This is a genomic window from Coleofasciculus sp. G1-WW12-02 (assembly GCF_040219735.1).
Lineage (GTDB): Bacteria > Cyanobacteriota > Cyanobacteriia > Cyanobacteriales > Coleofasciculaceae > Coleofasciculus.
In genome coordinates, this window is sequence record NZ_JAVJRX010000164.1 from 1 (window position 1) to 25,670 (window position 25,670).

The 25,670-nt window shown below is 45.7% G+C and carries 15 protein-coding genes; 3 read left to right on the plus strand and 12 right to left on the minus strand.

Going from position 1 to position 25,670, the window contains the following annotated elements; translation table 11 throughout:
- Positions 1 to 242: 242 nt before the first annotated feature.
- Both RID09_RS26065 and RID09_RS26070 read right to left on the minus strand, forming a co-directional pair.
- Positions 243 to 1,637: an MBL fold metallo-hydrolase gene (locus tag RID09_RS26065; protein WP_446338827.1), complete on the minus strand. Its 1,395-nt coding sequence runs from the start codon at positions 1,635 to 1,637 to the stop codon at positions 243 to 245.
- Between the two features lie 22 nt (positions 1,638 to 1,659).
- A complete protein-coding gene (locus RID09_RS26070; RefSeq protein WP_446338828.1) occupies positions 1,660 to 2,112 on the minus strand; it encodes a beta-lactamase hydrolase domain-containing protein in 453 nt (150 codons plus the stop codon).
- A 295-nt stretch (positions 2,113 to 2,407) separates the two neighbouring features.
- On the opposite strand from RID09_RS26070, the gene RID09_RS26075 reads away from it, so the two are divergent.
- On the plus strand, positions 2,408 to 3,901 hold the full coding sequence (locus RID09_RS26075; RefSeq protein WP_446338829.1) for a multicopper oxidase family protein: 1,494 nt from the start codon (positions 2,408 to 2,410) through the stop codon (positions 3,899 to 3,901).
- Positions 3,902 to 4,017: 116 nt separating this feature from the next.
- Here RID09_RS26075 and rsgA read toward each other — a convergent pair whose 3' ends face one another.
- From rsgA to RID09_RS26095, 4 genes are all read right to left on the minus strand, one after another.
- Positions 4,018 to 5,079, minus strand: coding sequence for a ribosome small subunit-dependent GTPase A (gene rsgA / locus RID09_RS26080; protein WP_446338830.1), 1,062 nt, complete (start codon positions 5,077 to 5,079; stop codon positions 4,018 to 4,020).
- A gap of 267 nt (positions 5,080 to 5,346) precedes the next feature.
- On the minus strand, positions 5,347 to 8,133 hold the full coding sequence (locus tag RID09_RS26085) for a GAF domain-containing protein (RefSeq protein ID WP_446338831.1): 2,787 nt from the start codon (positions 8,131 to 8,133) through the stop codon (positions 5,347 to 5,349).
- A 176-nt stretch (positions 8,134 to 8,309) separates the two neighbouring features.
- Entirely contained in the window at positions 8,310 to 9,140 is an 831-nt protein-coding gene (locus tag RID09_RS26090) for a prepilin peptidase (protein WP_446338832.1), read from the minus strand.
- A 46-nt stretch (positions 9,141 to 9,186) separates the two neighbouring features.
- Positions 9,187 to 10,737 (minus strand): glycosyltransferase family 39 protein, encoded by a 1,551-nt coding sequence (locus RID09_RS26095; RefSeq protein WP_446338833.1) that lies wholly within the window; start codon positions 10,735 to 10,737, stop codon positions 9,187 to 9,189.
- 197 nt (positions 10,738 to 10,934) lie between these two features.
- On the opposite strand from RID09_RS26095, the gene dndE reads away from it, so the two are divergent.
- Positions 10,935 to 11,354, plus strand: coding sequence for a DNA sulfur modification protein DndE (gene dndE / locus RID09_RS26100; RefSeq protein WP_446338834.1), 420 nt, complete (start codon positions 10,935 to 10,937; stop codon positions 11,352 to 11,354).
- A gap of 877 nt (positions 11,355 to 12,231) precedes the next feature.
- Positions 12,232 to 16,932, plus strand: coding sequence for a hypothetical protein (locus tag RID09_RS26105; RefSeq protein WP_446338835.1), 4,701 nt, complete (start codon positions 12,232 to 12,234; stop codon positions 16,930 to 16,932).
- Between the two features lie 230 nt (positions 16,933 to 17,162).
- On the opposite strand, the gene RID09_RS26110 is transcribed toward RID09_RS26105, so the two are convergent.
- The 6 genes from RID09_RS26110 to fabZ form a co-directional block, all read right to left on the minus strand.
- Positions 17,163 to 19,772, minus strand: a complete 2,610-nt coding sequence (locus tag RID09_RS26110; RefSeq protein ID WP_446338836.1) for a CHASE2 domain-containing protein — start codon at positions 19,770 to 19,772, stop codon at positions 17,163 to 17,165.
- A gap of 384 nt (positions 19,773 to 20,156) precedes the next feature.
- A complete protein-coding gene (locus RID09_RS26115; RefSeq protein ID WP_446338837.1) occupies positions 20,157 to 21,242 on the minus strand; it encodes an nSTAND1 domain-containing NTPase in 1,086 nt (361 codons plus the stop codon).
- A gap of 380 nt (positions 21,243 to 21,622) precedes the next feature.
- Positions 21,623 to 22,009 (minus strand): hypothetical protein, encoded by a 387-nt coding sequence (locus RID09_RS26120; protein WP_446338838.1) that lies wholly within the window; start codon positions 22,007 to 22,009, stop codon positions 21,623 to 21,625.
- A gap of 265 nt (positions 22,010 to 22,274) precedes the next feature.
- Positions 22,275 to 23,591: a lipid-A-disaccharide synthase gene (gene lpxB, locus RID09_RS26125; protein ID WP_446338839.1), complete on the minus strand. Its 1,317-nt coding sequence runs from the start codon at positions 23,589 to 23,591 to the stop codon at positions 22,275 to 22,277.
- A gap of 174 nt (positions 23,592 to 23,765) precedes the next feature.
- Positions 23,766 to 24,590, minus strand: a complete 825-nt coding sequence (lpxA, locus tag RID09_RS26130; RefSeq protein WP_446338840.1) for an acyl-ACP--UDP-N-acetylglucosamine O-acyltransferase — start codon at positions 24,588 to 24,590, stop codon at positions 23,766 to 23,768.
- 356 nt (positions 24,591 to 24,946) lie between these two features.
- Positions 24,947 to 25,459 carry a 3-hydroxyacyl-ACP dehydratase FabZ gene (gene fabZ, locus RID09_RS26135; protein WP_446338841.1) on the minus strand — a complete coding sequence of 171 codons (513 nt, stop codon included), beginning with the start codon at positions 25,457 to 25,459 and terminating at the stop codon, positions 24,947 to 24,949.
- Positions 25,460 to 25,670 lie beyond the last annotated feature (211 nt).

Below are 25,670 nucleotides of genomic sequence, written 5' to 3' on the forward strand. Positions count from 1 at the left end.
ATAAACGGACGTGGAGAGGGTGTAAGACCTCATTTGGAGGCAACCTTCAGCGAAGCGTCAACCCCAATCAGCGACCACCCCTAAAAAGGTGGCGTGGTGAGGAATCCCCCGCGCTCTTTAGCCGGGGGAGGATGTCAATAAACTCATGCTCTACAGGGCGACCCAAGTAACTGATTGGACTATCGGGTTCAGTTAATCAAGCGGATCGCCCCTACCGTTTTATTTAGCTAATTCTGATGTGTTTAGGCAGGTTGTTGCACGGGTAAATCGGCACTCTTCCAAGCACTCCATGAACCGGGAATGTTGATTACCTTTTCAAACCCATGCTTTTGTAGTAAACTGGCAGCTATAGACGCCCGATATCCACTACCACAGTAGGTGGCTAGGGTTTTATTTTTATCTAACTGATCCAGTTTTTTTTCTAGATGGGGAACATAAATATGTTCAGCGCCAGGGATGCAGCCACTGTGAAACTCTTTATCAGTCCGCACATCTAACACGGTGAGCGTTGAGTCTTCTTTGTGCTGATTCAACTCATTCACCGTCCACTCACCAAGGTGTTGCAAGGGTAGCCCAGCATTCTGCCAACTTTTCATCCCATCGTGGAGATAGCCGACTAAGTTATCGTAACCCACACGGAATAACTGTTCGGTGACGAGGGATAAGTCTCGCGCACTTTCTACAACGAGTAGCAGCGTTTTTTCTGGGTCAATCATCCAGCCCATCCAGGTAGGAAAGGCAGATTGGAGGGCAATATTAATCGCACCAGGGATATGTCCACCCCCAAATGCCAGCATCGAACGGGTATCGATGACAAGGGTATTTTCATCTGCCATCTTTTGTTGGAATTCTTGAGGGGAGAAGGGTTGCAATGTTGGCACACACCCTTTAATTGGTGCCCCTTTAGCGTTCACTTTTTTCAAGCGTGAGTAGTGAGTGGGGGGTTCTGGCATATCGCCCAAAATCCACTCGACAAATTCTGCTTCGGTTCGCTCTTTCAAGGCGTCACTAAAAATTCGTTCATTCCCAATAGTACTTTGTTGTCGATCGCCAATGGATTTACCGCAGGATGAACCCGCACCGTGACAGGGATAGACTTCGACGCGATCGCCTAACGGGACTAATTTGTCGAATAATGAGTGATACAGTTGCGCCGCCTGTTTTTTCTCTGTCCCTGTACCTACTAAATCGGGACGCCCAACATCTAGATTAAACAGCGTATCCCCAGTCAGCACGCCAAAGGGTTCTTTCCCTTGTTGAGCATCATGAATTAATAGGCAAATGTGTTCTGGTGTATGTCCAGGAGTATGCAGGGCGCGAAGGGTAACTGTACCAATTTGTAACTCGTCTCCTTCACTCAGTTGCTGTATCTGAAACTGATAATCCTCACTCTTCCCGCCGTAAATTGTCGCGCCAGTACGGGCTTGAAGTTCATGGACACCGGATACAAAGTCGGCGTGGATATGGGTTTCCAGAATGTGGGTAATTCTCACACCACGCGATCGCGCTATTTGTAAATAAATATCTACGTCACGACGCGGATCGATAACGGCGGCTACACCCGCTTTGTCATCTCCCACTATATAGGATAGCAGCGCTAGTCCTTCGGTGTTAATTTGTTCTAAAACTAATGCCATGATTTGTTCTCCGATTTAAAGATTAACTCCCTTGTGAATGCTGTGAAATATAGGTTTTGAAAAATTCTTTCATCTGAGGGGATTTCTCACAGTCAAAGCCCATGTTTTTCCCTTTTTCCATGGCTTGTTCTGCGGTCATTCCCTCGCGAGTTGCCACATACATTAATGCCATCGCCCCTGAACGTAAACCACTCTTGCAGTGAATCAGGGCTGGTTTGGGCAGTTCTTCGATCTGCTGGAGAACTTGATTTGCCAGTTGCTCCGTCATCCCATCGGGTTTAACCGGGATATTGACATACTGCAATCCGGCGGCTTCGACTTGCTGCTGTTCATCCCTAGGGAACCCCTCTTCGGAGGGCGATCGCAGATTTAATACCGATTTTACCCCCTCTTGAGCCGCTTGTTGCAATTGCTCCGGCGTCACCTGATTCGTGGCTACGGTTAAGTTATCGTTAATCTTTTTGGCGTTTTCCATGAAAGTCTAACTCCTTGTTAAAATGTCAATAGTATAAATACTTATTTAGATTCCATTCATAGTTTTGGCTGAAAAATGGAAAAATTCCTCTAACCTGAGAAGGATATTATTTTCTATCTAAAGATAGTTTTTATTTTGAGCAAAGGCTAACTGTTTAAGGTTTAGCAACTTCTTGGCTCTAAGTAGGAAACAGCCCTCAAACCCTTACATAAACGAATGACGATCTCCACTGCTCACTACCTATACCCAATTTAAATACGTGACAGCTTACTTATTCAGCAACCCCTGATTAAAGATGAATCGAAGAAAATTCTTTTTCCTCAGTAGCTCAACGGCTGGCGCTATCTTACTCAGTCAGTGTTCTTCGGCTACGACTAAACAAGCGCAGTCGGAAAAATTACGCTTGTCTTCCAGGCGATTGAGTAGCCAAGGCGGACAACTCGATATTGCTCTCAATGCGGGTTACGGTGATATTAACCTCGCCGGACGTCAAGCCCAACTTTACAGCTATAACGGACAAGTTCCCGGTCCAGTTTTAGAAGCTCAGCCAGGAGATTCTGTTCGGATTCAATTCAGTAATAATCTACCAGAAGCAACCAACCTGCACTATCACGGACTCCACGTTTCCCCCACTGGGAATGCTGATAATGTCTTTCTGGAAATTCCCTCTGGGGAGCAACTAACCTATGAATTCACGATTCCCCAAAACCATCCGGCGGGAACCTTCTGGTATCATCCTCACCTACATGGTTTGGTCGCCAAGCAGGTTTCCTGGGGAATGGGGGGATTATTTATTGTGCGTGGTGAATTAGACCAAATTCCGGAAATTGAAGCGGCGCAAGAAGAATTATTGGTTATCCAGGATTTTGGTTTAGATAGCGGCGGTCAGGTGATTACACCCCACCCCATGGAGCAAATGCATGGACGGGAAGGACAACTGATTACTATTAATGGTAAGGTTAATCCGACTCTATCGATTCCATCCGGTGGCTTATTGCGTCTGCGAATTGCTAATGCTTCGCCCTCTCGTTTTTATCGTTTGAGTTTAGAGGAACATCCCTTTTATTTAATTGCTACTGAAGGGGGTTCTATCTCTGAACCTGTCGAACAGCAAGAGTTACTGTTAACGCCGGGACAGCGAGTTGAGGTGCTGGTGCCCGGAGAGCGAGAACCTGGAGAATACCGTTTGTTAAATCAACCCTATAACCGAGGGAGTATGGGTATGATGGGCGGTGGTATGATGGGTCGTGGCATGATGGGTCGTGGTATGATGGGTCGTGGTAGGATGGGTCGTGGACAGACTAACGATTCCGGAAATGTCGAGGTATTAGCCACACTCCGCTATAACGGACAAGTTGAACCGCTTCCCTTACCCAAACGCTTGATTCCGGTAGACGCCTTGCCCGAACCTGAGACGACACGACGTTTTACTTTCAGTCATGGTATGGCTCCGGGACAGGGTATGGTGTTTTTGATTAATGGCAAAACATTCGACCACCAGCGCATTGATACCCAGGTGCAATTAAATACTGTGGAAGATTGGGAGTTGGTGAATACGGGGATGATGGATCATCCGATTCACTTACATACGAATCATTTTCAAGTGATTGACCGCAATGGTCAACCTGAACCCTATCGGGCTTGGCGAGATACGGTTTTAGTACCAGTTGGGGGAACAGTGCGGATTCGGGTTCGGTTTACCGATTTTCCGGGAAAAACAGTTTATCACTGCCATATTTTAGATCATGAAGATTTAGGTATGATGGGTACTATAGAAATGTTGAGTTAAGGTTAATTCAATTTTACAATTTGACCGGGGCGGGTTTAGTGGCATCTGGGTAAACCAGAAACGATAGTTGTGAAACCCGCCCCTACATGGGTGCTATGATGTTCTGTGATTTGGCATCAGTGTTTGTGTTGATTCCTCATGACTTTAGTGATTTTTTTCCACTTTTCCTTCTCGGCTAAGGAGGCTTTTTGGTCTTGTTTCCGGGCTAGATAGTGAAGTTCTTTTTGCAGTTTTTGATAATTCAGGAAACGCTGATCATCAAGAGTGCCATTTTCCAAGGCTTGTTGCACAGCACAACCGGGTTCTTCTTGGTGTTTACAATTGCGAAAGCGACAGTGCTGGGCTAAGGTGTCGATATCGGTAAAGGTATCGGCTAAACTTTCCTCGTCTGCCCAGATCTGAAGTTCCCGCATCCCTGGAGTATCGATCAGCAACCCTCCTGAAGGCAGGGGAATCAATTGGCGATGGGTGGTGGTATGTCGCCCTTTACTATCGTCCGAACGGACTTCTCCAACCGCTTGTACGACTTGACCGATTAACTGGTTCACCAAAGTTGATTTGCCGACGCCTGAGGAACCTAGTAAAGCAACAGTTTGTCCTGGTTTTAGGTAAGGTTTTAGGGCTTCTAATCCCTGATTTTTGAGTGTACTTAATATAATTACAGGTACACCAAAAGCGATCGCTTCAACAGCCTCTTGCTTTTCAGCGATATCCTGGCATAAATCCGCTTTATTGAGGACAATTACAGGATTCGCGCCGCTTTCCCACACCAGAAGCAGGTAGCGTTCAATGCGCCGCAGATTAAAATCCCCATCCAAACCAGAGACCAAAAATATCATATCGATATTCGTGGCAATAATTTGGACTTCGGTTTTTGCGCCAACGGTTTTCCTTTGAAATTGACTTTTTCGGGGCAAAATGCTGTGAATTATCCCATGTTTACCTTCATTGGTGAGGCGAATCACCACCCAATCTCCTACAGCCGGAAAGTCCTGGCGTCCAGTTGCTTGGTATCGCAGTTTGCCGATAACCTCTGCTGAGAGTTCGCCTTGTTCGGTGTAGAGACGGTAGGTATTTTTGTACTCTAGGGCAACTCGACCAATGGTGTAACCCTCTTGCCATTGGGAATTGAGGCTGTTGGCAAAAAATTCACTCCAGCCTAATGATTCTAAATTCATTGATTTCCTCAGTGTCTGTTGCTTGATTTGAGCAAGGCGCACGCACAGAGGACTTTTGACGTTCGTTAGCCTGAGAAACGACGCGATCGCGTCAAACCCTCTGTGGTTACCTTGAGTTGTGTTATGGGGGTGGAAATGGTTACAAGCTCAGACATAGAGTTATCCTTCCGGGTATTTCCCGACAACATATTTATATATTATACTACAAGAACACTACAGTTATCTCAGCGCCCGATTCAGCCGAGTAGAAACGGGTGAGATTACTAATTATGACTTATTGACAGGTAACTTAATCACAAACTCTGTTCCTTGAGGGGGATGGGAATGACATTGAAGCTGTCCCCCGTGTTTGTCTACGACAATCTGATAGCTAATTGATAATCCTAAACCCGTTCCTTGACCGACGGGTTTTGTAGTAAAGAACGGATCAAATATTCGGGATTGAACCTCTGCCTTGATACCAGTACCGTTGTCAGTAATACGAATAATTACCCAGTTGGGTTCAACGAATTCCGTGCGAATCCGAATCATCGGTGAGGGTTGAGGATTTGTTGTCGAGTAGTGTAGGCAAATCCCGCTGTCGGCTGAAGGTATTCTTGATAAATAGGCAGTATTATGAGCTTCGTCAAGGGCATCAATGGCATTGCTAAGAATATTCATAAACACTTGATTGAGTTGACCCGGATAACAGTTGACTAAAGGCAGTTGACCATAGTCTTTAACCAGTTGAATCGGAGGACGATTCCCCTGTTGGGTCAGTCGATGTTTTAAAATCAGTAGTGTGCTATCGATGCCTTGATGGAGATTCACCCGTTTGTAATCGGCTTCATCGAGTCGGGAAAAGTGGCGTAAGGATTGGACAATTTCACTGATGCGACGAGCGCCTTCTTGCATTGAGGCGAGAAGTTTGGGGAAATCGGTGGCAATAAATTCTAGGTCAATGTATTCTATGTATTCGGCAATCTCAGCAACGGGTTCGGGATAGTGTTTGCCATAGAGTTGGACTAGGTGCAGCAAGTCTTGTGCATAGTCAGAGGCGGGAGCAATGTTACCGTAGATGAAGCTGGTGGGGTTGTTGATTTCATGTGCTACCCCGGCGACGAGTTGCCCCAAACTAACCATTTTTTCATTCTGTACCAGTTGGGCTTGGGTGCGTTGGAGTTTTTGCAAGGCTTGTTCGAGTTGCAAGGCTCTTTCTCGTTCTTGCTGGGTGATTAAGCACAAGGCTTCTTGGGACTGTTTGCTCTGGGTGATGTCGGAAAATGAGGTGACAACGGCGTAGGGTTGGCTGTCTCCGGGATTAAACAGCGGTTGAGAATTTATGCTAATCCAGGTGATATCCTTTCTTTGTTCCTGGTAAACTGGCTCTTTCTCTTTTAGCCTCAGCCCTCCGCCCTTTGTCCTGTTTCTAGGAAGATGTGAGTCGTCCATCGGACAGGATAGGAGTGACGCTTTGGATGGGGAAATCCCCATAATCACTCTTACTTGGGGTTTCCCTGTGCGTAAAGTTACCATCGCGGGATGCTCTTGGCTGGGGAAGGGAGAGCCATCTTCCTGAATAAGTTGTCCTCCCCAGTTCATACCGATTTGTCCGAGTATTTGTTGAGCGGAACGTCCTAAAATGCTTTCTGCACTGGCATTACAGGCAATAATCTGACCGTCTGCTTGCTGGAGTATAATTCCCTCAGACATGGCGGTGACGACGGAACGATATCGTTGTTCGCTGACTCGTAGCTGTTGTTCTATGCGTTGCCGCTCGAGGAGTTCTGCCTGTACTCTAGAATAGAGTTCCGATTGTTGGAGTGCGATCGCGACTTGGGTGGCTAATTGCTGTAATAGCTCGATTTCGTAGGATTGCCAGTGTCGTTGACTACGACAGTGATGGACGATTAATAACCCCCAGAGTTTTTCACCTAAGAGAATCGGCACGACTAAGTTGGCGATAACTTGGAAGGGTTTAAGTAACTTGAGATGACAAGGATGTAAACCTGCGGTATAAATATTAGCGATCGCACTAACTCGACCTTGCTGATAGAGTTGAGCGTAGTCTTTGCCAAAACAGGGATCATGTAGAGTTGTATTCAGAACGGCTGTCCAGGGTTCCCCCACTGACTCGACCACAATCTGCCCACTCCAGTTTGGATTGAAGCGGTAAATTAATACTCGGTCTGTTTCTAGGAACTGTCGCACCTCGGTGACGGTGGTGTCAAGAATTTCATCCAGTTCTAAGGATTTGTGAATCCGTAAGGCAATTGCCCCGAATAATCGTTCCCGTTGTTGCGCCGCGACGCGATCGCTGATATCTAGTAGAGTACCAAATAGTTTATGCACCTGACCTTGGGTATTGAAAATCGGTTCTCCTTGGGCGAAAAGATGGCGGATAAACCCGTCAGGGCGCAGGATACGAAATTCTAATTGGCACGATTTCCCACGAACAAGCTGGTGAACTGTTTTTTTCCAAGCCTTTCTATCTTTGGCATGAATCGTTTGCCAATATTCTCTTATGGTAGGTGTGGGTTGTCCTGGAGAGAGTCCATAAATGCGGAAGGTTTCATCAGACCAAGTGATGTCTTGGCTGGCTAAATCGAATTCCCAACTGCCCACATGGGCAACGTTCTGAGCTTGAGCTAGGTGGGTTTTCTCCTGCAAGAGTGCAGCTTGGGCTTTTTGACGTTCCTTAATTTCGGCTTCAAGTTGGGCTGTGCTGGGGATTGTCAGGGCTTGGGGAAGTAGTCGGACAAGTTCCCCGGCGGTGACTACGGAAATCAGAGCAGTCACGGCTTTTATCCCACCCGATACCCAGTAATTCGGATGCCAAAGCGTCCAGATTGCCATAATATGGGTCGTACCACAGGCAATGATGAACCCACTAAATAACAGGAAAATCCAGTTAAACGGGACATCGCTTCTCTTGGTGACAAAATAGGTTAGCGTTAGGGGAATGGAGTAATATGCCAATGCGGTGAGAAAATCAGAGATTAGGTGTAACCCAACTAATTCCGGCTTCCAGAGGTAGCAATGTCCGTGGGGAATGAAAAATTCTGCCAATACCATGGTGGTGATAAAAGATTATTAAGAAAGATTATTAAAGTAGTAGATTCAATGATTATGCCGTTATTTATACTCTACTCTTTCTTTATCCGGCAAACGGGACAAATCATTACTGTTAAGACTTCCCTATTCCCTGTTCCCTTTCCTCACCCTCATACTTATTCAGCAAGCCCTACTTCTTAAACGGCAAATGATAGGGGAAAAAATAACCGCAGATACGCTGATAGAATAGCTTCTCCCCAAAAAACTGTCAATCCTGCACCTAAAGCTAGAAAAGGTCCAAAGGGCATCGGTTGTCGCCGATTCAGCCAACCCATCGCCATCGCACCGCCCCCAGCGAACGCCCCGACTGCACAGGCTAAAAACCCAGCTAATAGTAAATACTTCCATCCTAACCAAGCCCCCATCATTGCGGCTAGTTTGGCATCTCCTCCCCCCATGGCGGTTTGCCCAAAGATGATAGAACCGACTAAGGTGATGATGTCAAATAACCAAATTCCCAGAACAGCCCCGCTAATTCCGGTCATGAGTTGAGCTGATACATCTGAAAGTTGAGCCGTCTGGAAAAAAGCGAATGCGCCTTGAAAGACTATACCCACAACTAAGCCCGACTGGGTGAGCGAGTTGGGTAGAGTCATTGTATCGAGATCAATTAAGGATAGGGCTAATAACCAGCTTAAAAATGCCCAATATCCTAGGGTTTCTATGCCCAAACTATATCGCCAAAATACTAATAAAAATAATAGTCCTGTGATTGCTTCGATTAGGGGATAACGCCAAGAGATGCGACTACGACAATGACGACAGCGCCCTTTTAACCACAGCCAACCCAGGATAGGGATATTCTCCCGCTTTCCTAATTTATGTAAGCAATGAGGACAACGTGAGGGGGGGAAAAGAATGGATAAATTGGCAGGTAGGCGATAAACCACTACGTTGAGAAAGCTACCAATCGATGCGCCGAGGGTAAATACGATTAAAGAGGTTACGATGATAATTAAAGTATCCATATTTATTTTATTTTAATTTTTGACGATAGCGCAACCACGAACATGGCTATTCAGCTCTCCATAACCAGGATTTAGAATGGGGTTCTTCTGTTAATTGATGATTGGCTTGAATTCCTTGCTGTAAGGTTTCAGTGGGTCGATAAACAAATATGGGGGAAAATGTATGCGAAATTTCTGGAATACCAGGAGGTAAAACCATTTGGAGATGAACGTCTGGATTGAGGGAATGACTTAGAGAAAACATGATTCCCGGAATTTGATCACTAACTACCAGGGGACGTTCCGCTCGATTAATAATCTCAGCTACTTGAGGATTATATCGACTTTTACTATGACTTTTGTGCCACCACACCGGAAATTGGGCGCTGACGATACAGGAGAGAATACCACAAAACAAGAGTGCGATCGCGCCGTATTGCCAGCGCTTCAGATGCTTTGTTTTGCCGTTGATTGCGGTAGTTTTGGCTGCCATCAAATAAGCGACTGCTATCTGAATCCCTAAATAACTGGGAATGGCGTATCGGGTAATACTAGAACGACGCCCGCCTAAAATGACATCGGGTCCAATTAGGGCAATTCCGGTAACGCCAATTAAGGTGATAATAAACACCCAAGCGTTGAGGGGGGCTTTGCGGTAAAGATAGTAAAGCCCATAGCCGGCTAATAAAGCACTGAGGTAATGCAGTGGACTAAATGGGCTGGTTCCTTGATTTACATCAAAGAAAATTCGACTCAAGTTTAATCCCCAAAATAAGGGTAAAAATCCTTCTCGATTCAAGTTAACTGAGGCGGTATTATCCACGAATTTGGAAAAATGGCTAATCACAATCCCTAGCCATGGTAAAAATAAGAGCAACCCGAATAGGGACGATAATAAATAACTCGTCAGCCGCCGACTCCAGCGGAACCCTTCAGTGACTAACATATAAATGCCATGTCCAATCGAAACGAAGGCGGAAAATGGATGAGTATAAAGTCCCAGCGCTACACTCACTCCGTAAATTCCCCAACTTAGTAAGGTTTTCAATCGCATTGCTCGCAATAATGCCGCACTTGATAATAAAATTGTTACCGTCCATAAACTATATTCCCGTGCTTCTTGGGCGTACAAGACATGGAACGGAGAAATCGCTAGAATAGCAACGGCAACCCAACTTACTGTAGATAACCCAAAGAGTTCCCAACATAACCAGTACATACAAGGAAATGCTAGGAAACTGATTAATACGGATAAGCTGCGAATTGTGACAATTGAATCCGGAAAGATTTGCAACCAGAACCGCGCCATTAGATAATAAAGTGGGGAATGTTCTGGATTTCCGGCTAAGGCGTTAATCGTGTCATTGAGATTTTTTTCCGGTGTGGGATACTGATATCGCTCTAAGAAGGCTTTAACCGGAATCACCTCACCGTTGAACGCCTGCTGGATGATTTCGGTTTGGGTATATCCAGAGATTCGCATCGAGGTCATTGTCTCATCGTACCAGTAAACCTTGCGATCGAGGTTGTAGAAGCGGAAAAATATCCCTAGTATGATTAAGGCGATTGCTAAATTTCGCCACCCGGTTGGACTTAATGGTAATTTTTTTAACATCATTCATCAATCTCACCCACGCGCTTTATTATAGGATAAATTATAGATAATTATAATTTATCCTTACTCAATTCCGATGTCTTCAAAATTAGCACAGATTCCTCTAGCTAACTGCTGGTCATTTTGATACGATAAGCAAGGTACAATTTGGACACAAAACTGTAACTCATAGTTAACCCATCACTAATGACAACTGACGAATGACAACTGAAATTGAACGCTTTAAACTCTCCAAATCAGCAAAAGACCAATTGACAAAGCTTAAACGCTACACCAAAATTGATCAGTGGAATATTCTTTGTCGTTGGGCGTTTTGCCGTTCCCTGGCGGAACCGACTCAACCTTCACCTGTCCCTATTCCGGCTGACTCGAATGTGGAAATGACGTGGCGGGTGTTTGGGGGGGAATTGGCTGATATTTTATTAATTGCTCTAAAACAACGCTGTCATAATGATGGTTTAGGGTGTGATAAGGATACTCTGACTAATCAATTTCGCCTTCATCTCCATCGGGGTATTGGGTATTTAGCGGGTGATTTAACTATTAAGAAAATTGAAGATTTTATAGGAGTAGAGACGTTGCATGCAACGTCTCTACCAAATGATGTGTCTCCGGGCTAAGAGCTACTGTCCATTAAAAGGGACTAAAACGAGAGATATCCTCGTCTAACGAATGCCAGCTTTTGGTTCCTTGGGTTTCTACCTAAGGCGGTTTAACTTAAGGGTTTGTAGTAAGTGCGGCGAAGGTTTATGGCGAAGACAGCCCAACGACGAACAAGGTTATCTCTACTTATAGGGGTTTATAGGAGCGCACATTTTCCCATGATGAAATAGTACCTGAAATGACAGAAAAAGTCAAGGGGTTAGCCTTCATCTCGAATTCGCTTTGAAGAAAGGATAAGTGGGGAGGTATCTCACTGTCTATAAAAACAGGCGTGGACTAGGGAGAGACTGTTTATCCATAAGCACAAGTTAAAGTTACTATAAACTTATAGGCAATCGCCATTGTGGTTGTTTAGAATATCGGTTGACTCGATTATCGGTGAGTAGAGAATTCTCAGCTCTATTAGCCTGATAACTAGCTCCTGATTTTAGCAAGGAAAGACATTTACCCTGTATTGATTTCAGGCTAGATGTTCGAGTTACGGTGAAATGATTTATTCTTTGAACCAAGAAATAAGACTGATAAGGGAACCGCATCTCCTCAACAGGTATAAGACGTATCTACCGCAAAAATCCGGACAGGTATCACAGGTTTGGGTAAGTAATAGCGTATCACTGTCAATGGCACGATATGTCTATTTCAGTTTCCAGTATTTTAGTTTAAGCCTCAAAAAACCTGTCACCAAAGAATTATCAAGTTTAGGGGAATCTACAACGGTAATGACAGCTTACCGTTCAATTGATAGCGCTTTAACAAAAGCGTAGTAGTCAGCAGTAAACCGCAACCGGAATGTCCTCTTTTCAGGACTTCGCTCACCCCCCTATAGAGATACCTATGACACAAAAATCATTGCTAGAAATCTTTGAGTATATTTTCTTAGCGGGTTCCGCTGTAGGAACTGTTGTAGCGACGACATCTCAGCAGGTTGCTTATGCAGCAACGCCTTTAACAGTAGCGTTGGCTTTGAACCTGGTTAACCGACGCAACATGGTACAGCAGACACAGGATAACACCAGAAGTGCGATCGCGGAAACATATCAAATTATTCAATCGCTCCATCAGCAAGTCCAAGTTATCCCCACTCTTAATACTCAACTCAACAGCTTAGACCAACAATTTAATGCTCGACCAGAGAAAACGGCGATTGAGGATCTAAAAGCCTCACTCACTGAGCTAACTGAGCAATTTAAGCAACTTAGCCAACACTTTAATAATCGTCCCGAACTGCAAACCATTGAGCAGTTGCAAACCACAGTCGCTCAATTCACAGAACAGTTTAATACCCTCAGCACCAACTTTGCTCAGCTATCGACTGAGCCAGAGGTAGACTTGAGTCGTATTGAACAAGCCATTTTTGAGCTGACGGAGCAATTTAGCCAACTCTATCAACAATTCCATAGTCGTCCGGAACTTGAGGATATTGAGCAATCTCAGATTGCTGTGGCTCAACTCAATGAACAACTCAATACGATTAATATTCGCCTTGAGCAGTTACCGGCTGCATCTGAGGTAGACTGGAGTCATCTCGAAGGCGCGATCGCACAAATTACTACTCAAGTTGAAACCTTAACCACTCAGGTTAACACCCAACCCACCGCAACAACTGATCTCACCGGGGTAGAAGCCGCACTCTCAGAACTTACTGAAGAACTTAGCCAACTCCAGCAACAGTTCCAGACTCGTCCGGAACTACAAACCATTGCACAACTTAGAAACCAAGTCGCCACCCTCACTCATCGTCTAGAGGAGTTATCCACCGCGCCAATAACAGACTTAATCAGCTCTGAAGCTGCGATCGCACAAATTACCCGTCAAGTTGAAACCTTAACCACTCAGCTTAACACCCAACCCACCGCAACACCCGATCTCACTGAGCAATTTAGCCAACTCCAGCAACAATTCCAGACTCGTCCCGAACTGCAAATTATTGCACAACTGACGGAGGAACTCGAAACCCTCAGCCATCGCCTGGATCAGCTTCCCACAGCACCAACCGCCAACTTAAACGGTTTTGAACCCGTTATTGCACAGATTACCAGTCAGGTCGAAACCTTAACCGCACGCATTAATACCCTCCCCCTCTCCGGTGAAATTGACTTCACCGACATAGAAGAAGCGATCGTGCAAATCCACGGTCAGATTAATACAATCCAGCAACAATTCCAGAATCGACCCGAACTACAAATTATAGAGCAATCCCAAGCCACGATCGCGGACTTGAGTGAGGAGCTCGAAACCATTCGCCATCGGTTGGATCAGCTTCCCACAGCACCAGCCGCCGAGTCAAGTGCGATCGCGGATATCACCGAGCAACTGGAACTCTTAACCACTCAAGTGAACATTCTATCCCCGATGTCCGACAGGGATTTACAGGGAGTAGAAAGTGCGATCGCGGATATCAGCGAGGAACTGGAGAGATTAAGCACCAGAGTTGATAGCCTTCCCTTAACCTCAGCCGTCGAAGCCACGGACTTCAGTGAAATCGAAGCCGCCATTATTGATTTTAATCAACAACTGAGCCAACTTGATCAACAATTTAACACCAGACCCGAACTAGAAACCATCGAGCGATCGCAAACTGAAATTACCCAGCTTGCTGAAGAATTTGCCATCCTCAATAGTCGCCTTAACCAACTCCCGACTCCTTCACAGGAGGGGGTAGAACAGGTGATTGGGGAGATTAGGGTTCAAATTGAAACCCTAAACCAACGCCTGGATCAACTTTCCCCCCCCTCCCCAACCGATGTCAGTCAGTTAGAACAAGCCATAATTGACATTACCGAACAAATCGACAGCTTAACCAGCCAAGTCAACACCCTATCTGCGGTTTCAGACACTGAGGTACTTGACGCAGAAGACACCCTGTCTCAAATCCAAAGTCAGATTAACACCCTCAATCGACAGTTCCAGAATCGACCGGAACTTCCAGAACTTGAGCAAACTCAAAGTGCGATCGCGCAACTGAGTGAGGAACTCGAAACCCTGAGCATCCGCCTGGAACAGCTATCAGCAGCACCAGAGGGTGATGGTAGTGTCACCGCACAAACCCTTGTTGAGATTACAGGTCAAATCGACACCTTAACCGAACGGGTAAATACCCTCTCCACTCCCACAGATACAGATTGGAGTGGGGTAGAAACCGCGCTTTTTGAACTCACTGAACAAGTTAGTCAGCTTCAGCAACAGTTCCAGAATCGTCCTGAACTCCAAGAAATCGACCAATCTCAACGTGCGATCGCGCGACTGAGTGATCAACTCGAAACCCTCAGCACCCGCTTGGATCAATTACCCATTGTCCCAGAGGTAAACGTAAGTGCGACAGCACAAACCATTGCTGAGATTACCGATCAAATCGACACCTTAACCGAACAGGTGAATACCTTATCCACTCCCACAGAAACGGATTTGAGTGGTGTCGAAGCCGCACTTTTTGAACTCACTGAGCAATTTAGCCAACTCCAGCAACAGTTCCAGAATCGTCCTGAACTTGAGGAAATCGACCAATCTCAACGGGCGATTGCTCACTTGAGTGAGGGACTCGAAACCCTGAGCATCCGCTTAACTGAGTCACCCATTGTCCCAGAAGTAGACTTGAGTGGGATTGAACAAACCATTGTTGAGATTGCTGAGCAGATCGAAACCTTAACCGAACGAGTGGATACAATCAGCACTCGCCTGGATCGCTTACCCACTGTTCCAGAGATAGACTTGAGTGGAATTGAACAAACCATTGCTGAGATTGCTGAGCAGATCGAAACCTTAAGCGAACGAGTGAATACCCTATCCACTCCCACAGAAACCGATTTGAGTGGGGTAGAAGAATCACTTTTTGAACTCGCTGAACAATTTAGCCAACTCCAGCAACAGTTCCAGAATCGTCCTGAACTTGAGGAAATCGACCAATCTCAACGTGCGATCGCTCACTTGAGTGAACAACTGAATACTCTGAGCATCCGTTTGGATCACTTACCCACTGTTCCAGAGGTAGACTTAAGTGCGACAGAACAAACCATTGCTGAGATTACCAGTCAAATTGAAACTTTAACCGAACGGGTGAATACCCTATCCACTCCCACAGAAACAGATTTGAGTGGGGTAGAAGAATCACTTTTTGAACTCGCTGAACAATTTAGCCAACTCCAGCAACAGTTCCAGAATCGTCCTGAACTCCAAGAAATCGACCAATCTCAAACCGTTATTGCTCGTCTGAGTAAACAACTCGAAACCCTCAGCACTCGCTTGGATCACTTACCCACTGTACCAGAGGTAGACTTAAGCGCGACAGAACAAACCATTGCTGAGATTACCGGTCAAATTGACACCTTAACCGAACGGGTGAATACTTTATCCACCCCGACTCAAACCGATCTAAGCGGAGTCGAAGCCGCACTTTCGGAACTCGCTGAAGAATTTAGCCAACTCCAGCAACAGTTCCAGAATCGTCCGGAACTCCAGGATATGGAGCAATCGCAAATTGTAATTGCTCAACTAGCTGAACAACTGGAGATGCTGAGTAGCCAGCTTAACGAAATTTCAGCAGCGCCAGAAGTAAACATGATGGAGATCGGATCAGCGATTATTGATGTTCACAATCGCCTCGATGAGCTAACGGCGCGTTTCGAGCAACTTCCGGGGATACCTGACATTGAACCCAATCCGGTAGCACCCACCTTCTTCGATTTAGTAGAAGAGGAGATCGTTTCACCGCCACCCCCCATACCTACAATTCCTGCTGTAGAACAAATTGAGCAACTTCCAGAAAATGAAGCCATAGCACCGCTTACGGATAAGCTTAAATCCCTGAACCAACAGTTTCACAATCAGCCAGCCACCCAAGCGGTTGAGGGATTAAAGATGATGCTGATCCAGTTAACGGATCAAATTAATATCATCACATCTCGTTTAGGTGGTTTACCAACGACACCAGAGATTGATCTGAGTCAGTTAGAAACAACGATTACAGAGGTTCATGTTCAACTCGACGCCTTCAGTCAACAGCTCAATGATCGACCAGAAGTCCAAGCCATTGAGCAATTACAAGAGGCGGTCAATCAGCTTGGCGAGCAGATTTATACTACCTTGGTGCAGTTAAATGAGAAATCAATGTCTGCTAAGGAAAAAGACGACGCTCTCAAAGACATCGATTTTCAGTTGGATGCGATGGAGTTGTGTCTAGAGAATTTACCAATGCTGGCTGAGTTAGAGGTCAGTGGGGTTGAAGCCGCGATCGCCGCGATCGAGGAACAGCTTGACAATTTAACTCAAACCATCGCCGAGAATCAAGCTGCACTCTTTGAAGTTGATCTCAGCGGTGGAGAGGAGGCGATCGAAGATATTAATCGTCAGATTGAGGCGCTCAATCAAAAAATCAGTTCCCAATTGGATAAAGCAACGATTAAACAAGTAGAAGACGCGATCGTTCAGCTCAAAAAGCAGCTTGAGGCGGTAACGTTTAAGCTAGAAACTTTGCCCGTGGCTGCGGATGATATTGGCTTCGGTGGAGAAGAACCAGATATCTCTGATTTACAGTGGTGATTGTTGATTGGTAATACCAAATCCGAGTTAGTCACCCCATTTATAATCTAGTCCGCGCAGGCGGACTTTGTTTGTGTAGCCGTGACTTCTAGTCGCCCAGGCAAAAAGGGGGTTTCAAAGGCGGATTTGGTATAATTGGCGATTGGTAATTGGCGATTGGTAATTGGGCGAAGCATTCGCGTTTAGATTTGAATAGAAAACCGATAGATCTGGGCGCGAATGCTTCGCCCCTACACTGTCACCACCTGGGTAATAAATGTCTCCACTAATGGGACTTGGAACCGATAACAATCTCCCACCTTTTCCAAGATTTCTTTGCGGATGAGGCGGCGGATGGTAGATTTAAGGCTGGGATGAGGGGTTTGTTCAGTTATTAGGTATTCCAGGACTTCTTGTTCTGCGTCACTTAAACTTGTCCATAATTCTCGAAAGTACATCCCGCCTGTTTCTATGGCGATGGGAATACAAGTTTGGACATCATCGGGGGTAGCCAGTCGCCGTTTCTCCCGATTCAGGTGATCGACGATAACGGTACAAAGGAGTTGAACCAGATAAGGTTGACAGCGCGTGGCTTGGATAATCTGGCTCACAGTAAGGGGTTCATAGATTTTAGGAAAATCTGCGATCGGTTTTACAATTAATTCCTCGGCTTCGGGTTTTTGGAGATAGGAAACACGCAGGGAACGGGTATTAATTAAATAATCACTCCAGTAGGGTTCGAGTTCGTCTAAAGTATGGGAACCACTGAATAGGAGTATCCATTGGCGGCGATGTTGTAAAACGTGGCGCAGGAAGTTGAGAGGAACGCGGCTATTGGTTGTGGCGATAACTTCGCTGAGGCGTTCAAATTCATCCAGACAGAGGAGAAAGCGTTTACCGGGGGCGATTCGTTCTAGTTTTTCTAGCCAGGTTTGTAGGGTGAGAAAGGGTTCCTGGTTCAGTTGTTGGGGATTGGGATAAGGGAGGTCAAAATTACGGGATTTTTTGGCAGCTTTGACAATTTCTTCGGCGAGGTAGTTGGCTAATCCTTTCAGGGTAGTGGCGGTGGCTGCGCCTTGTAAATCGATGAGTAAGGGAATTAATTCTGAACCTACTTTGCGGGGGAGATATTTTAAGGTAGAGGTTTTACCCGTGCGTCGTCCACCATGAAGTAATAAGATAGGAGGTTGAGCGGAAAGTGCCAAGGTTTCGACTTCTCGGAAAATGTCCAAGCGTCCTTTAAATCGGGTTTTGGCATCATCGGGATTAAGGGAAGCACCAGCAATGTAAACTTGAGGGATTTCCGCAGAACGTTTAGCTTGTTCTGCTAAGGTTTGTTGGGCAGTTTGTAATATTTTAAGCCATTGTTGAGCAATCTTTTCTAATCGAGTGACTTGTTGGGCATCTTTATTGAACGCTAAACTCTCTTGCAAACTATGTAGTCGAGATATGGAACGACCCAGAAATTCATATTGACGATAAGATGAGGTGGCTTCTCGAACTGATTGGACACTTTGGCTAACTTCTAAAAATTGGGGAACGATAAAGCCAAAGACTCGTGGAGGCGGTGAAGGAATCCAGGCTAATTGATTAGCAATTGCTGCGATATCTCCAGGAGTCTGACACCGTTGCAGAACGTCTGCAACTCTAGAGACAGTGATAAATTCAGGTAGTCGCAGAAAAACACCGACCATTTGCATTCCAATTAAGACTAAAGCCGCAGGTACAACTGGAATCCATCCGGCAAAGCTGGAAAGAATAAAAAAGCCGATACCAAATAGTATACCGAGTAAAGGGATTGCACTTAAGCCTAAAAATAGAGGGTGACGTATTTTCCAGTTCAAACTTGCCCCTATCAGCGCCCAAGCAAGAATCCAAATTATCTCTACCCATGCGGGAAAAAACCAAATCATAGGTCGATTATTCAAAACAGCACTAAGGATTTGGCTTATCATCTGCGCCTGAAGCATTACCCCGGAAATTTTCTCCCCGTTCGGTGTGGTAAAAGACTTAGAGTTCACATGACGAGCGCCAATCAAAATAATTTTATCTTGAACAACTTCCGGATTAAGTTGACCCGCTAAAACATCAGCCACTGAAACCGTCTCGGCAATCCTTGTCGGTGAGCGATAGTTAATTATGATTTGAGTTCCTCCAGTATCCACCCGCTGATAAGCCCCCATCGATGCCTTTAAACGCTCGAATATAACCTGCCCCAGTTGTAAGTTACCCTCTGAATTAAAATCGAGTGGGCTGATATTTTTTTCTTCTAATTCTAAGTAACGCAATGCCAGCAATAAACTGATAGAAACCTCCGCACTACAACGAGATGTAGTAGATACCTCCATTGATAACAGGTGACGGCGCACAATCCCATCCGGATCGGGTAAAATATTATCAAACCCTTGCCGTTCTTTTGGCAATTCTGGTGGACGAGGAATACTTTCGCCTGAATCTTGATTCCCTAATTCTTGAGCATGACAAATCGCAAAAAAACGGTTATCTGACTCGAAGCGATCGCGTAATTTTTTGAATTGAGGATCAACGGGAAAATCGCGAAAGATGAGCAAGCCAATTCCTCTAGGCTGATAGGATTCAAGTTTCTGCAACAGTTTCGCGATCGCGCCATCGGCTAATGAGCCTTTTCTATCGTCTTGTTCTGGCAATTGTAAATCAGTTGCAGTGACTTCAATCACCAATAACCGCGAATCTCGCCCTTCAGGAGGACGCGATCGCATCATTTGGTCATAGGCGCTGAGTTCCCATGGTTGTAGTCCTCCCAAGGATCTGATGAGTAGTAGAAATAGTGCGATCGCAAAACTTATAATTAGGCTTCCTGGAAGAGTCGAGTATGAACGCATGAGATAAACTTCAAGTTAAATATTGTCAATTTAAAAGGCGTGGTAATAACTTAAATGAAATGTTGCCAACTTACATAGCCGGGAAATAAATTTCCGGAACCCAAGCTAAAGTAAGCTAAAGCTTACTGGGTAATACCCAATCCGGGTTAGCCATCTCCCTTATAACCCAGTCCGTGTAGGCAGACGAAAAGCAAGTGTAACAGCGATTTTAATCGCCGTAGCAAAAGGGGATAACTTAGTGCCTACTATAAACAATTTCAACACAACTGGACAAAATATGAAAATATGAACCCGTTTTAACGGGTTTTAGCTTTTAGCCCGTAGACGCGGAGCGGCTTCTCTTCGAGTACTTTAGTTCAGGGCTTTTATTTTAGTTCAGGGCTTTTATCCCCCAACCGCATTTTTAACTCGCTGTAATAACTCCTCAAAGGGGACTATTTTAAGTATCACTAAAATCGCCACAACTAAAATAACCATCCCGGCAATCAAATTACTGGTATCATCCAACTTATCCCCCACCAACCGCGCCATCTGCCCCAATTTCATCGGCAACCACAACAACAAACGCACCGGACGCTTTAACCGCCGCATTGTCACCCCTGAATGAGGAACCCGTTGGGCTTCCAATTCAAACTTTTGCCTCGCCCATTCATCAGGACGACTGTGTTGCTGCGCCTCCCATAACCAACATCCTGCCAATTGTAATAAAAATGGATGTCGTCCGCCCCAAGCCAATGCCAGTTTCTGTCGTTCTGGACTCAACGCCTCCGTCGCCCCCGGTATTTTATTTGCCGGTAAACGCACCAAATCCGTTGCTTCTATTTCTGTAATTCCCCCCACAGGCAAAACCTGACCCACATTAAAAAACGATGAGAGGAATCGATACTTTCGTTTATAAACATCCAAATTTTTATAGGACGCAATCACTAACATTAAGGCATTACGATCCATCAAAGATCGCAAATTATCATAAAATTCATCGGTGAATTCATCAGGTTTTTCTAAGAGTTCCTCAAACTTATCCAAACACAACACAGGCAAAACATTCTCTGCTTGCCACGCCTCAATTGCCGCTGAAAACCGCTGCCGATCTAGATTCCCCGCTTGTAACGGTGCAACTAATGCCGGATTTCCTTGTACTACAGGGCGATTGAGTAACGCTTGGGCAACTGCCTGATAAAAAATGGTTTCTTGCCGACATTGTGCTGCTTGCAATGATAAGTAAATTACTACATAATGCCCAGGATTTTTGCCAGCACCCTGAACTCGTTGTTCGCAGGTCTGAAAAAAGTGATAGAGTAAAGACGATTTGCCAATCCTATGTTCTCCAACCACATTAATACTCGTTGGTTGAGCATTAACCAGACGCGACGTAATAATATCCAATTCTTCTCGCCGCCCGACAAAGAATTGGGGGTCAGTAATCATTGACCCCGCACAAAACGGGCAAGATTGCTGGGATGAGTTCATAGGTGATTTTAGATGGGTATACCTAAATTCCTCAAAGGGAACAGGAAACAAGGAATACCTAATTTATACCAAATCCGGGTTGATTACCCCCTCTATAATCCAGTCCGCGCAGGCGGACTTTGTTTGTGTAGCCGTGACTTCCTCCTCGCCCAGGCAAAAAGCTAGCAAAAAGGGAGTAACGACAGTTATTGTGTGGTTATCGGGGCGGGTTTAGTCACATCCCTTGTACAACCGAAAAGATAGCGGTGAAACCCGCCCCTACACACGCGCCAGGTTTACTCGAAGGAAGGTCACGCGCCATGTCCGACTAGCGAAGCGGAGGATCAATGTCGTGAAACGTCAGATTTGCCTGAGTATCTTAAAGGAAGAAACAGAAAAGTTCACTCTAGTTGAAAAGGTTCTAATAAATGAATTCCATCCAGAACTCGCACTAGCCAAGCATTAAATTGTACAATATTCTTGACCCCTAGCCAGTAAACGACAAACCCCGCTCTAACTAACTCATAACTGAGTTTATCTACTTGGTAGTGGGGGGCTTCACCGTAGAGAATAAATCCGGGCTGAACACCCCAGATCAGGGCTAGGGTTTTGGCTTGGTCAAAATCTAGGGCTTCGTAGTGACTCGGTAATAGAATATGTTTGCCGTTTAAGAGCAAACCCACTCGACCATCGTACTGCACACGAATCCATTGGTCTTTTGGAGGAATCCACTGAAAAAATTCCTCAATAGCCCATTCGTCTAGAAGGGTAGAGTTTGTGTAAGACATTGGACTAGATGTATCGCTTTGTAGCTTAGATCACTATTGTATTGCGGTCATCCGAAAAATGTATTACACCTTGACAATCGGTAACACAGGTAACAGCCACAAAAGAAGTTTTATGGCTAATGCCTAATCGCCTCAGTAAAATGTCACTGGCTTAAGCTGGGTTCGTAGTAGGCACAAAGCGTGCCAGAAGCGCTTTAGCACTTGCTACAAACCTAGGTAAGAGTACTTATGACATTACCTCACCGCATCCTAATCGGTTAACTCTCTAAGTGTCAACTTTGATCGCCCCCCTGTCGCCAGCTAACTGGAGAATAGCCAAAGCCGCGCGATCGCACACGCCTACGTCCCCCAATAGCTCACGCATTTGTTGATAATTTGTCAGGGTTTGTTGACGTTTTTGGGGATCGAACAAAAGTTCCATGGCTTCTCGAACCAAGTTTTCTGGAGTAGCATCCTCTTGGAGTAACTCTGGCACAATTGAACGCATCACCACTAAGTTCGGGGGTGACATGAAAGGAATGGAAAACTTGAGGAAAGTACGGGCAATCCAGGAGGTCAACGGACTCACACGATAAAATACAACCTGGGGAACATTCAGAAGCGCCAGTTCCAAATTCACTGTACCTGATTTGGTAATCGCTAAATCGGCTGCTGCTAATACCTCGTGAGTTTGCTCACTCACCAAGGTAGCCTGAAGCCCATAGTCTTGTATCGCGGCTTCAATCGGTTTTCGATAGGCTTCTAGAGATAAGGGAATCCAAAAGATCGGGGATTTGTCATTCGTCCTTTGCCCTCCTGCTCCCCCTGCTCCCCCTGCTCCTCCTGCTCCCTCTGCTCCCCCTGCTCCCTCTGCTCCCTCTGCTCCCCCTGCTCCCTCTGCTCCCCCAGCTCCCCCCAATAACTTCCCTTGAAGCTGCTGGGCGGCTGAAAAGATAATGGGCATCATGTATTTGATTTCTTGATGTCTGGAGGCGGGTAAAAGCGCGATCGCAGTTTGGTTGGGTTGAATACCAAGAGCCGCTCTAGCTTGCTCACGATTGGGATAAGATTGGATGCGATCGACCAAGGGATGACCCACCCAATGGACAGATGCGCCTTTTTTTTCAAAATAACGGGCTTCTTCGGGAAATACCGCCAAGAGTTTGTCGGTCATTTCCACAATTGTGGCTGTATTACGGGGAGAGAGTGACCAAACCCATTCTTGGGGGGCGATGTAATACACCACAGGAACTTGGGGAAGCTGACGCTGAATAAATTTGCCAATACCGAGATTGGGTCCCATATAGTCAATCAGGACTACCAAATCTGGAGGATTATTCTGAAGGTATTGTTTGGCGCGACGCTGGATGGTTAAGGTTGGCAGAAAAAATGGCAGCGATTCTAATAGTCCGACTGAGCCAATCCCTGTAGTATTTCCTAATAATGTGGCACCAGAAAGCGCCATTTTGTCGCCCCCTAGTGCCACAATATTTAAGTCCAATCCTTGGTGAGTTGCCTGACGTTTCAGGGCGTCAATTAACATTGCTCCTTGCAAATCACCAGAGACCTCACCCGTACTGATAAAAATTGTTTTTTTAGTCATTCGTCATTTGTCATTTGTTATACCAAATCTCAGTTAGCCATCCCCGTTATAATTTAGTCCGCGTAGGCGGACTTTGTTTGTGTAGCAGCGATTTTAATCGCCATGGCTTCTGGGTTGGGGCGGGTTTAGTTGCATCCCTTGTGAGGCGAGAAACGATAATAGTAAAACCCGCCCCTACTCTCCCCTGTCTTGGCTATGATGAAAACGACGACCCGGAATGGAACCACGCCGTCCAGCTAATTGCGATCGCTCTAAGAATAGGCGTAGGTGCTGTACCTGTTCATGGTCAGATATTAGATTGAGTTGTTCTAGGGCTTGATTGAAGGTGTAATCGGAACGGTAGAGCATCCGGAATGCCTTTTTTAGGTCTTCTAGGGACTCGGCACTTACTCCTGCTCTTTTGAGACCAACTAGATTGAGCGATCGCACTCGTGCGGGGTTGCCTTCTACTAACATATAAGGGGGTACATCCCGGTCAATGCGGCTCATTCCTCCTACCATTGCCAGACGCCCAATGTGAACAAATTGATGAATGCCTAAAACGCCACCAATGGTTGCTTTTGATTCAATATGAACATGTCCGGCTAAAGCGACGCCATTGGCGATAACCACTGAGTTTTCTAACACGCAATTGTGGGCGACGTGAACATAAGCCATTAACAGGTTACTATCCCCAATAACCGTAGCTTCTCCCGCACCCGTTGCTCGATTAATGGTGACATATTCCCGAATCCGATTATCATCACCAATCCTGACCCAGCTTGGTGCGCCATCATATTTTAGGTCTTGTGGCTCCAAGCCAATAGCTGCTCCGGGAAAGATTTGGTTTCTCGCGCCAATTTCCGTCGGTCCTTCTAGAACCGCATGAGCCCCAATCTTCGTTTGTGAACCCACTTTTACATTATCACCAATGACCGCATAAGCACCAATCTGAACTGTCGGATGCAGTTGGGCGCCAGGGTGGATTACAGCAGTAGGATGAATCAGTGTTGTTGCCATATAGCGATCCTATTTAAGTCGTGAACATGCTAGTTAGTCAAAGGAACTCGGAACAGGGGACATGGGACAGAAAATTTCCCAACTTATCTATAAGCTGTGAAGTTAATATAATCAAAATCGCTCCTAGAACTTCTCAAAAACTGTAACACCAGTCACCCCACAGACTAATAAAGCACGTCTGGAAGAAGACTTTTTGTCACCGCGTCTTGTTGTCATTTTGAGAGTGGGAATTATCCCTAGCGATCGCAGACTAAATTTCAGGTGTGATCATCTATGCTGACGCCCGTATTTTACAGTGCAGCAGGAGTAAGAACTCCAGGAGCGCTAACCCGAATTTGGGATAGCGCAGGTGCAATTTATTCGACCAGAGAAAACATCAATTCCCCTTCGGCAACTCGCTGATCGTCAACGACTGCACGAGCTTGCATCTTTCCAAAACGACGGCGCTTGACTGACACGAGTTCCGTTGTCATCACCAGTTGATCACCAGGTACGACAGGACGACGAAAACGAACCTTGTTAATGCCGGCAAAAACAAACAAGGCGTCATCCATATCAGCCATTTGTTTTAAAACAATGCCACCAACTTGAGCCATGGCTTCAACAATCATTACCCCTGGCATCATTGGGCGTCCCGGAAAATGTCCTTGGAAATAGGGTTCATTAAAGGTGACATTCTTGATGCCAACAGCTAGCTTTCCCGGAACATATTCAATAATGCGGTCAACTAAAGCAAACGGATAACGATGGGGCAGGATTTTATGAATGTCTTCAACCGTGAAAATTGTTTTGGTTGATGACTCAGACTGGGCTGGGTTGGCATTTTCAGTGGAATCATCGTGAGTGTTAACGTCAATCAAGGTAGACATGAGTAAATTAGGATAAAAATGAGTATCAGTGAGCGGCGGATGAGCAGTGACCCGTTGAGTGAATCTGTAAACTCATTAGAACTCCTCCGTTGTGGGAAACCCCGTGTCCCTTCGCTTCGCTTATCGGGCAAGCTTCAGACCGGGGAGGAACGCGCGGTAGCGGTTTAAGAAGCATACCCCTTTCGGGGTGGAGGGGTATGGTTGCCCCTCC

Excerpts from the sequence above, each read along its gene's own strand:
- RID09_RS26065 (WP_446338827.1), bottom strand. The coding sequence starts at position 1,637 with ATGGCATTAGTTTTAGAACAAATTAACACCGAAGGACTAGCGCTGCTA.
- RID09_RS26070 (WP_446338828.1), bottom strand. The coding sequence starts at position 2,112 with ATGGAAAACGCCAAAAAGATTAACGATAACTTAACCGTAGCCACGAAT.
- RID09_RS26075 (WP_446338829.1), top strand. The coding sequence starts at position 2,408 with ATGAATCGAAGAAAATTCTTTTTCCTCAGTAGCTCAACGGCTGGCGCT.
- rsgA (WP_446338830.1), bottom strand. The coding sequence starts at position 5,079 with ATGAATTTAGAATCATTAGGCTGGAGTGAATTTTTTGCCAACAGCCTC.
- RID09_RS26085 (WP_446338831.1), bottom strand. The coding sequence starts at position 8,133 with ATGGTATTGGCAGAATTTTTCATTCCCCACGGACATTGCTACCTCTGG.
- RID09_RS26090 (WP_446338832.1), bottom strand. The coding sequence starts at position 9,140 with ATGGATACTTTAATTATCATCGTAACCTCTTTAATCGTATTTACCCTC.
- RID09_RS26095 (WP_446338833.1), bottom strand. The coding sequence starts at position 10,737 with ATGATGTTAAAAAAATTACCATTAAGTCCAACCGGGTGGCGAAATTTA.
- dndE (WP_446338834.1), top strand. The coding sequence starts at position 10,935 with ATGACAACTGAAATTGAACGCTTTAAACTCTCCAAATCAGCAAAAGAC.
- RID09_RS26105 (WP_446338835.1), top strand. The coding sequence starts at position 12,232 with ATGACACAAAAATCATTGCTAGAAATCTTTGAGTATATTTTCTTAGCG.
- RID09_RS26110 (WP_446338836.1), bottom strand. The coding sequence starts at position 19,772 with ATGCGTTCATACTCGACTCTTCCAGGAAGCCTAATTATAAGTTTTGCG.
- RID09_RS26115 (WP_446338837.1), bottom strand. The coding sequence starts at position 21,242 with ATGAACTCATCCCAGCAATCTTGCCCGTTTTGTGCGGGGTCAATGATT.
- RID09_RS26120 (WP_446338838.1), bottom strand. The coding sequence starts at position 22,009 with ATGTCTTACACAAACTCTACCCTTCTAGACGAATGGGCTATTGAGGAA.
- lpxB (WP_446338839.1), bottom strand. The coding sequence starts at position 23,591 with ATGACTAAAAAAACAATTTTTATCAGTACGGGTGAGGTCTCTGGTGAT.
- lpxA (WP_446338840.1), bottom strand. The coding sequence starts at position 24,590 with ATGGCAACAACACTGATTCATCCTACTGCTGTAATCCACCCTGGCGCC.
- fabZ (WP_446338841.1), bottom strand. The coding sequence starts at position 25,459 with ATGTCTACCTTGATTGACGTTAACACTCACGATGATTCCACTGAAAAT.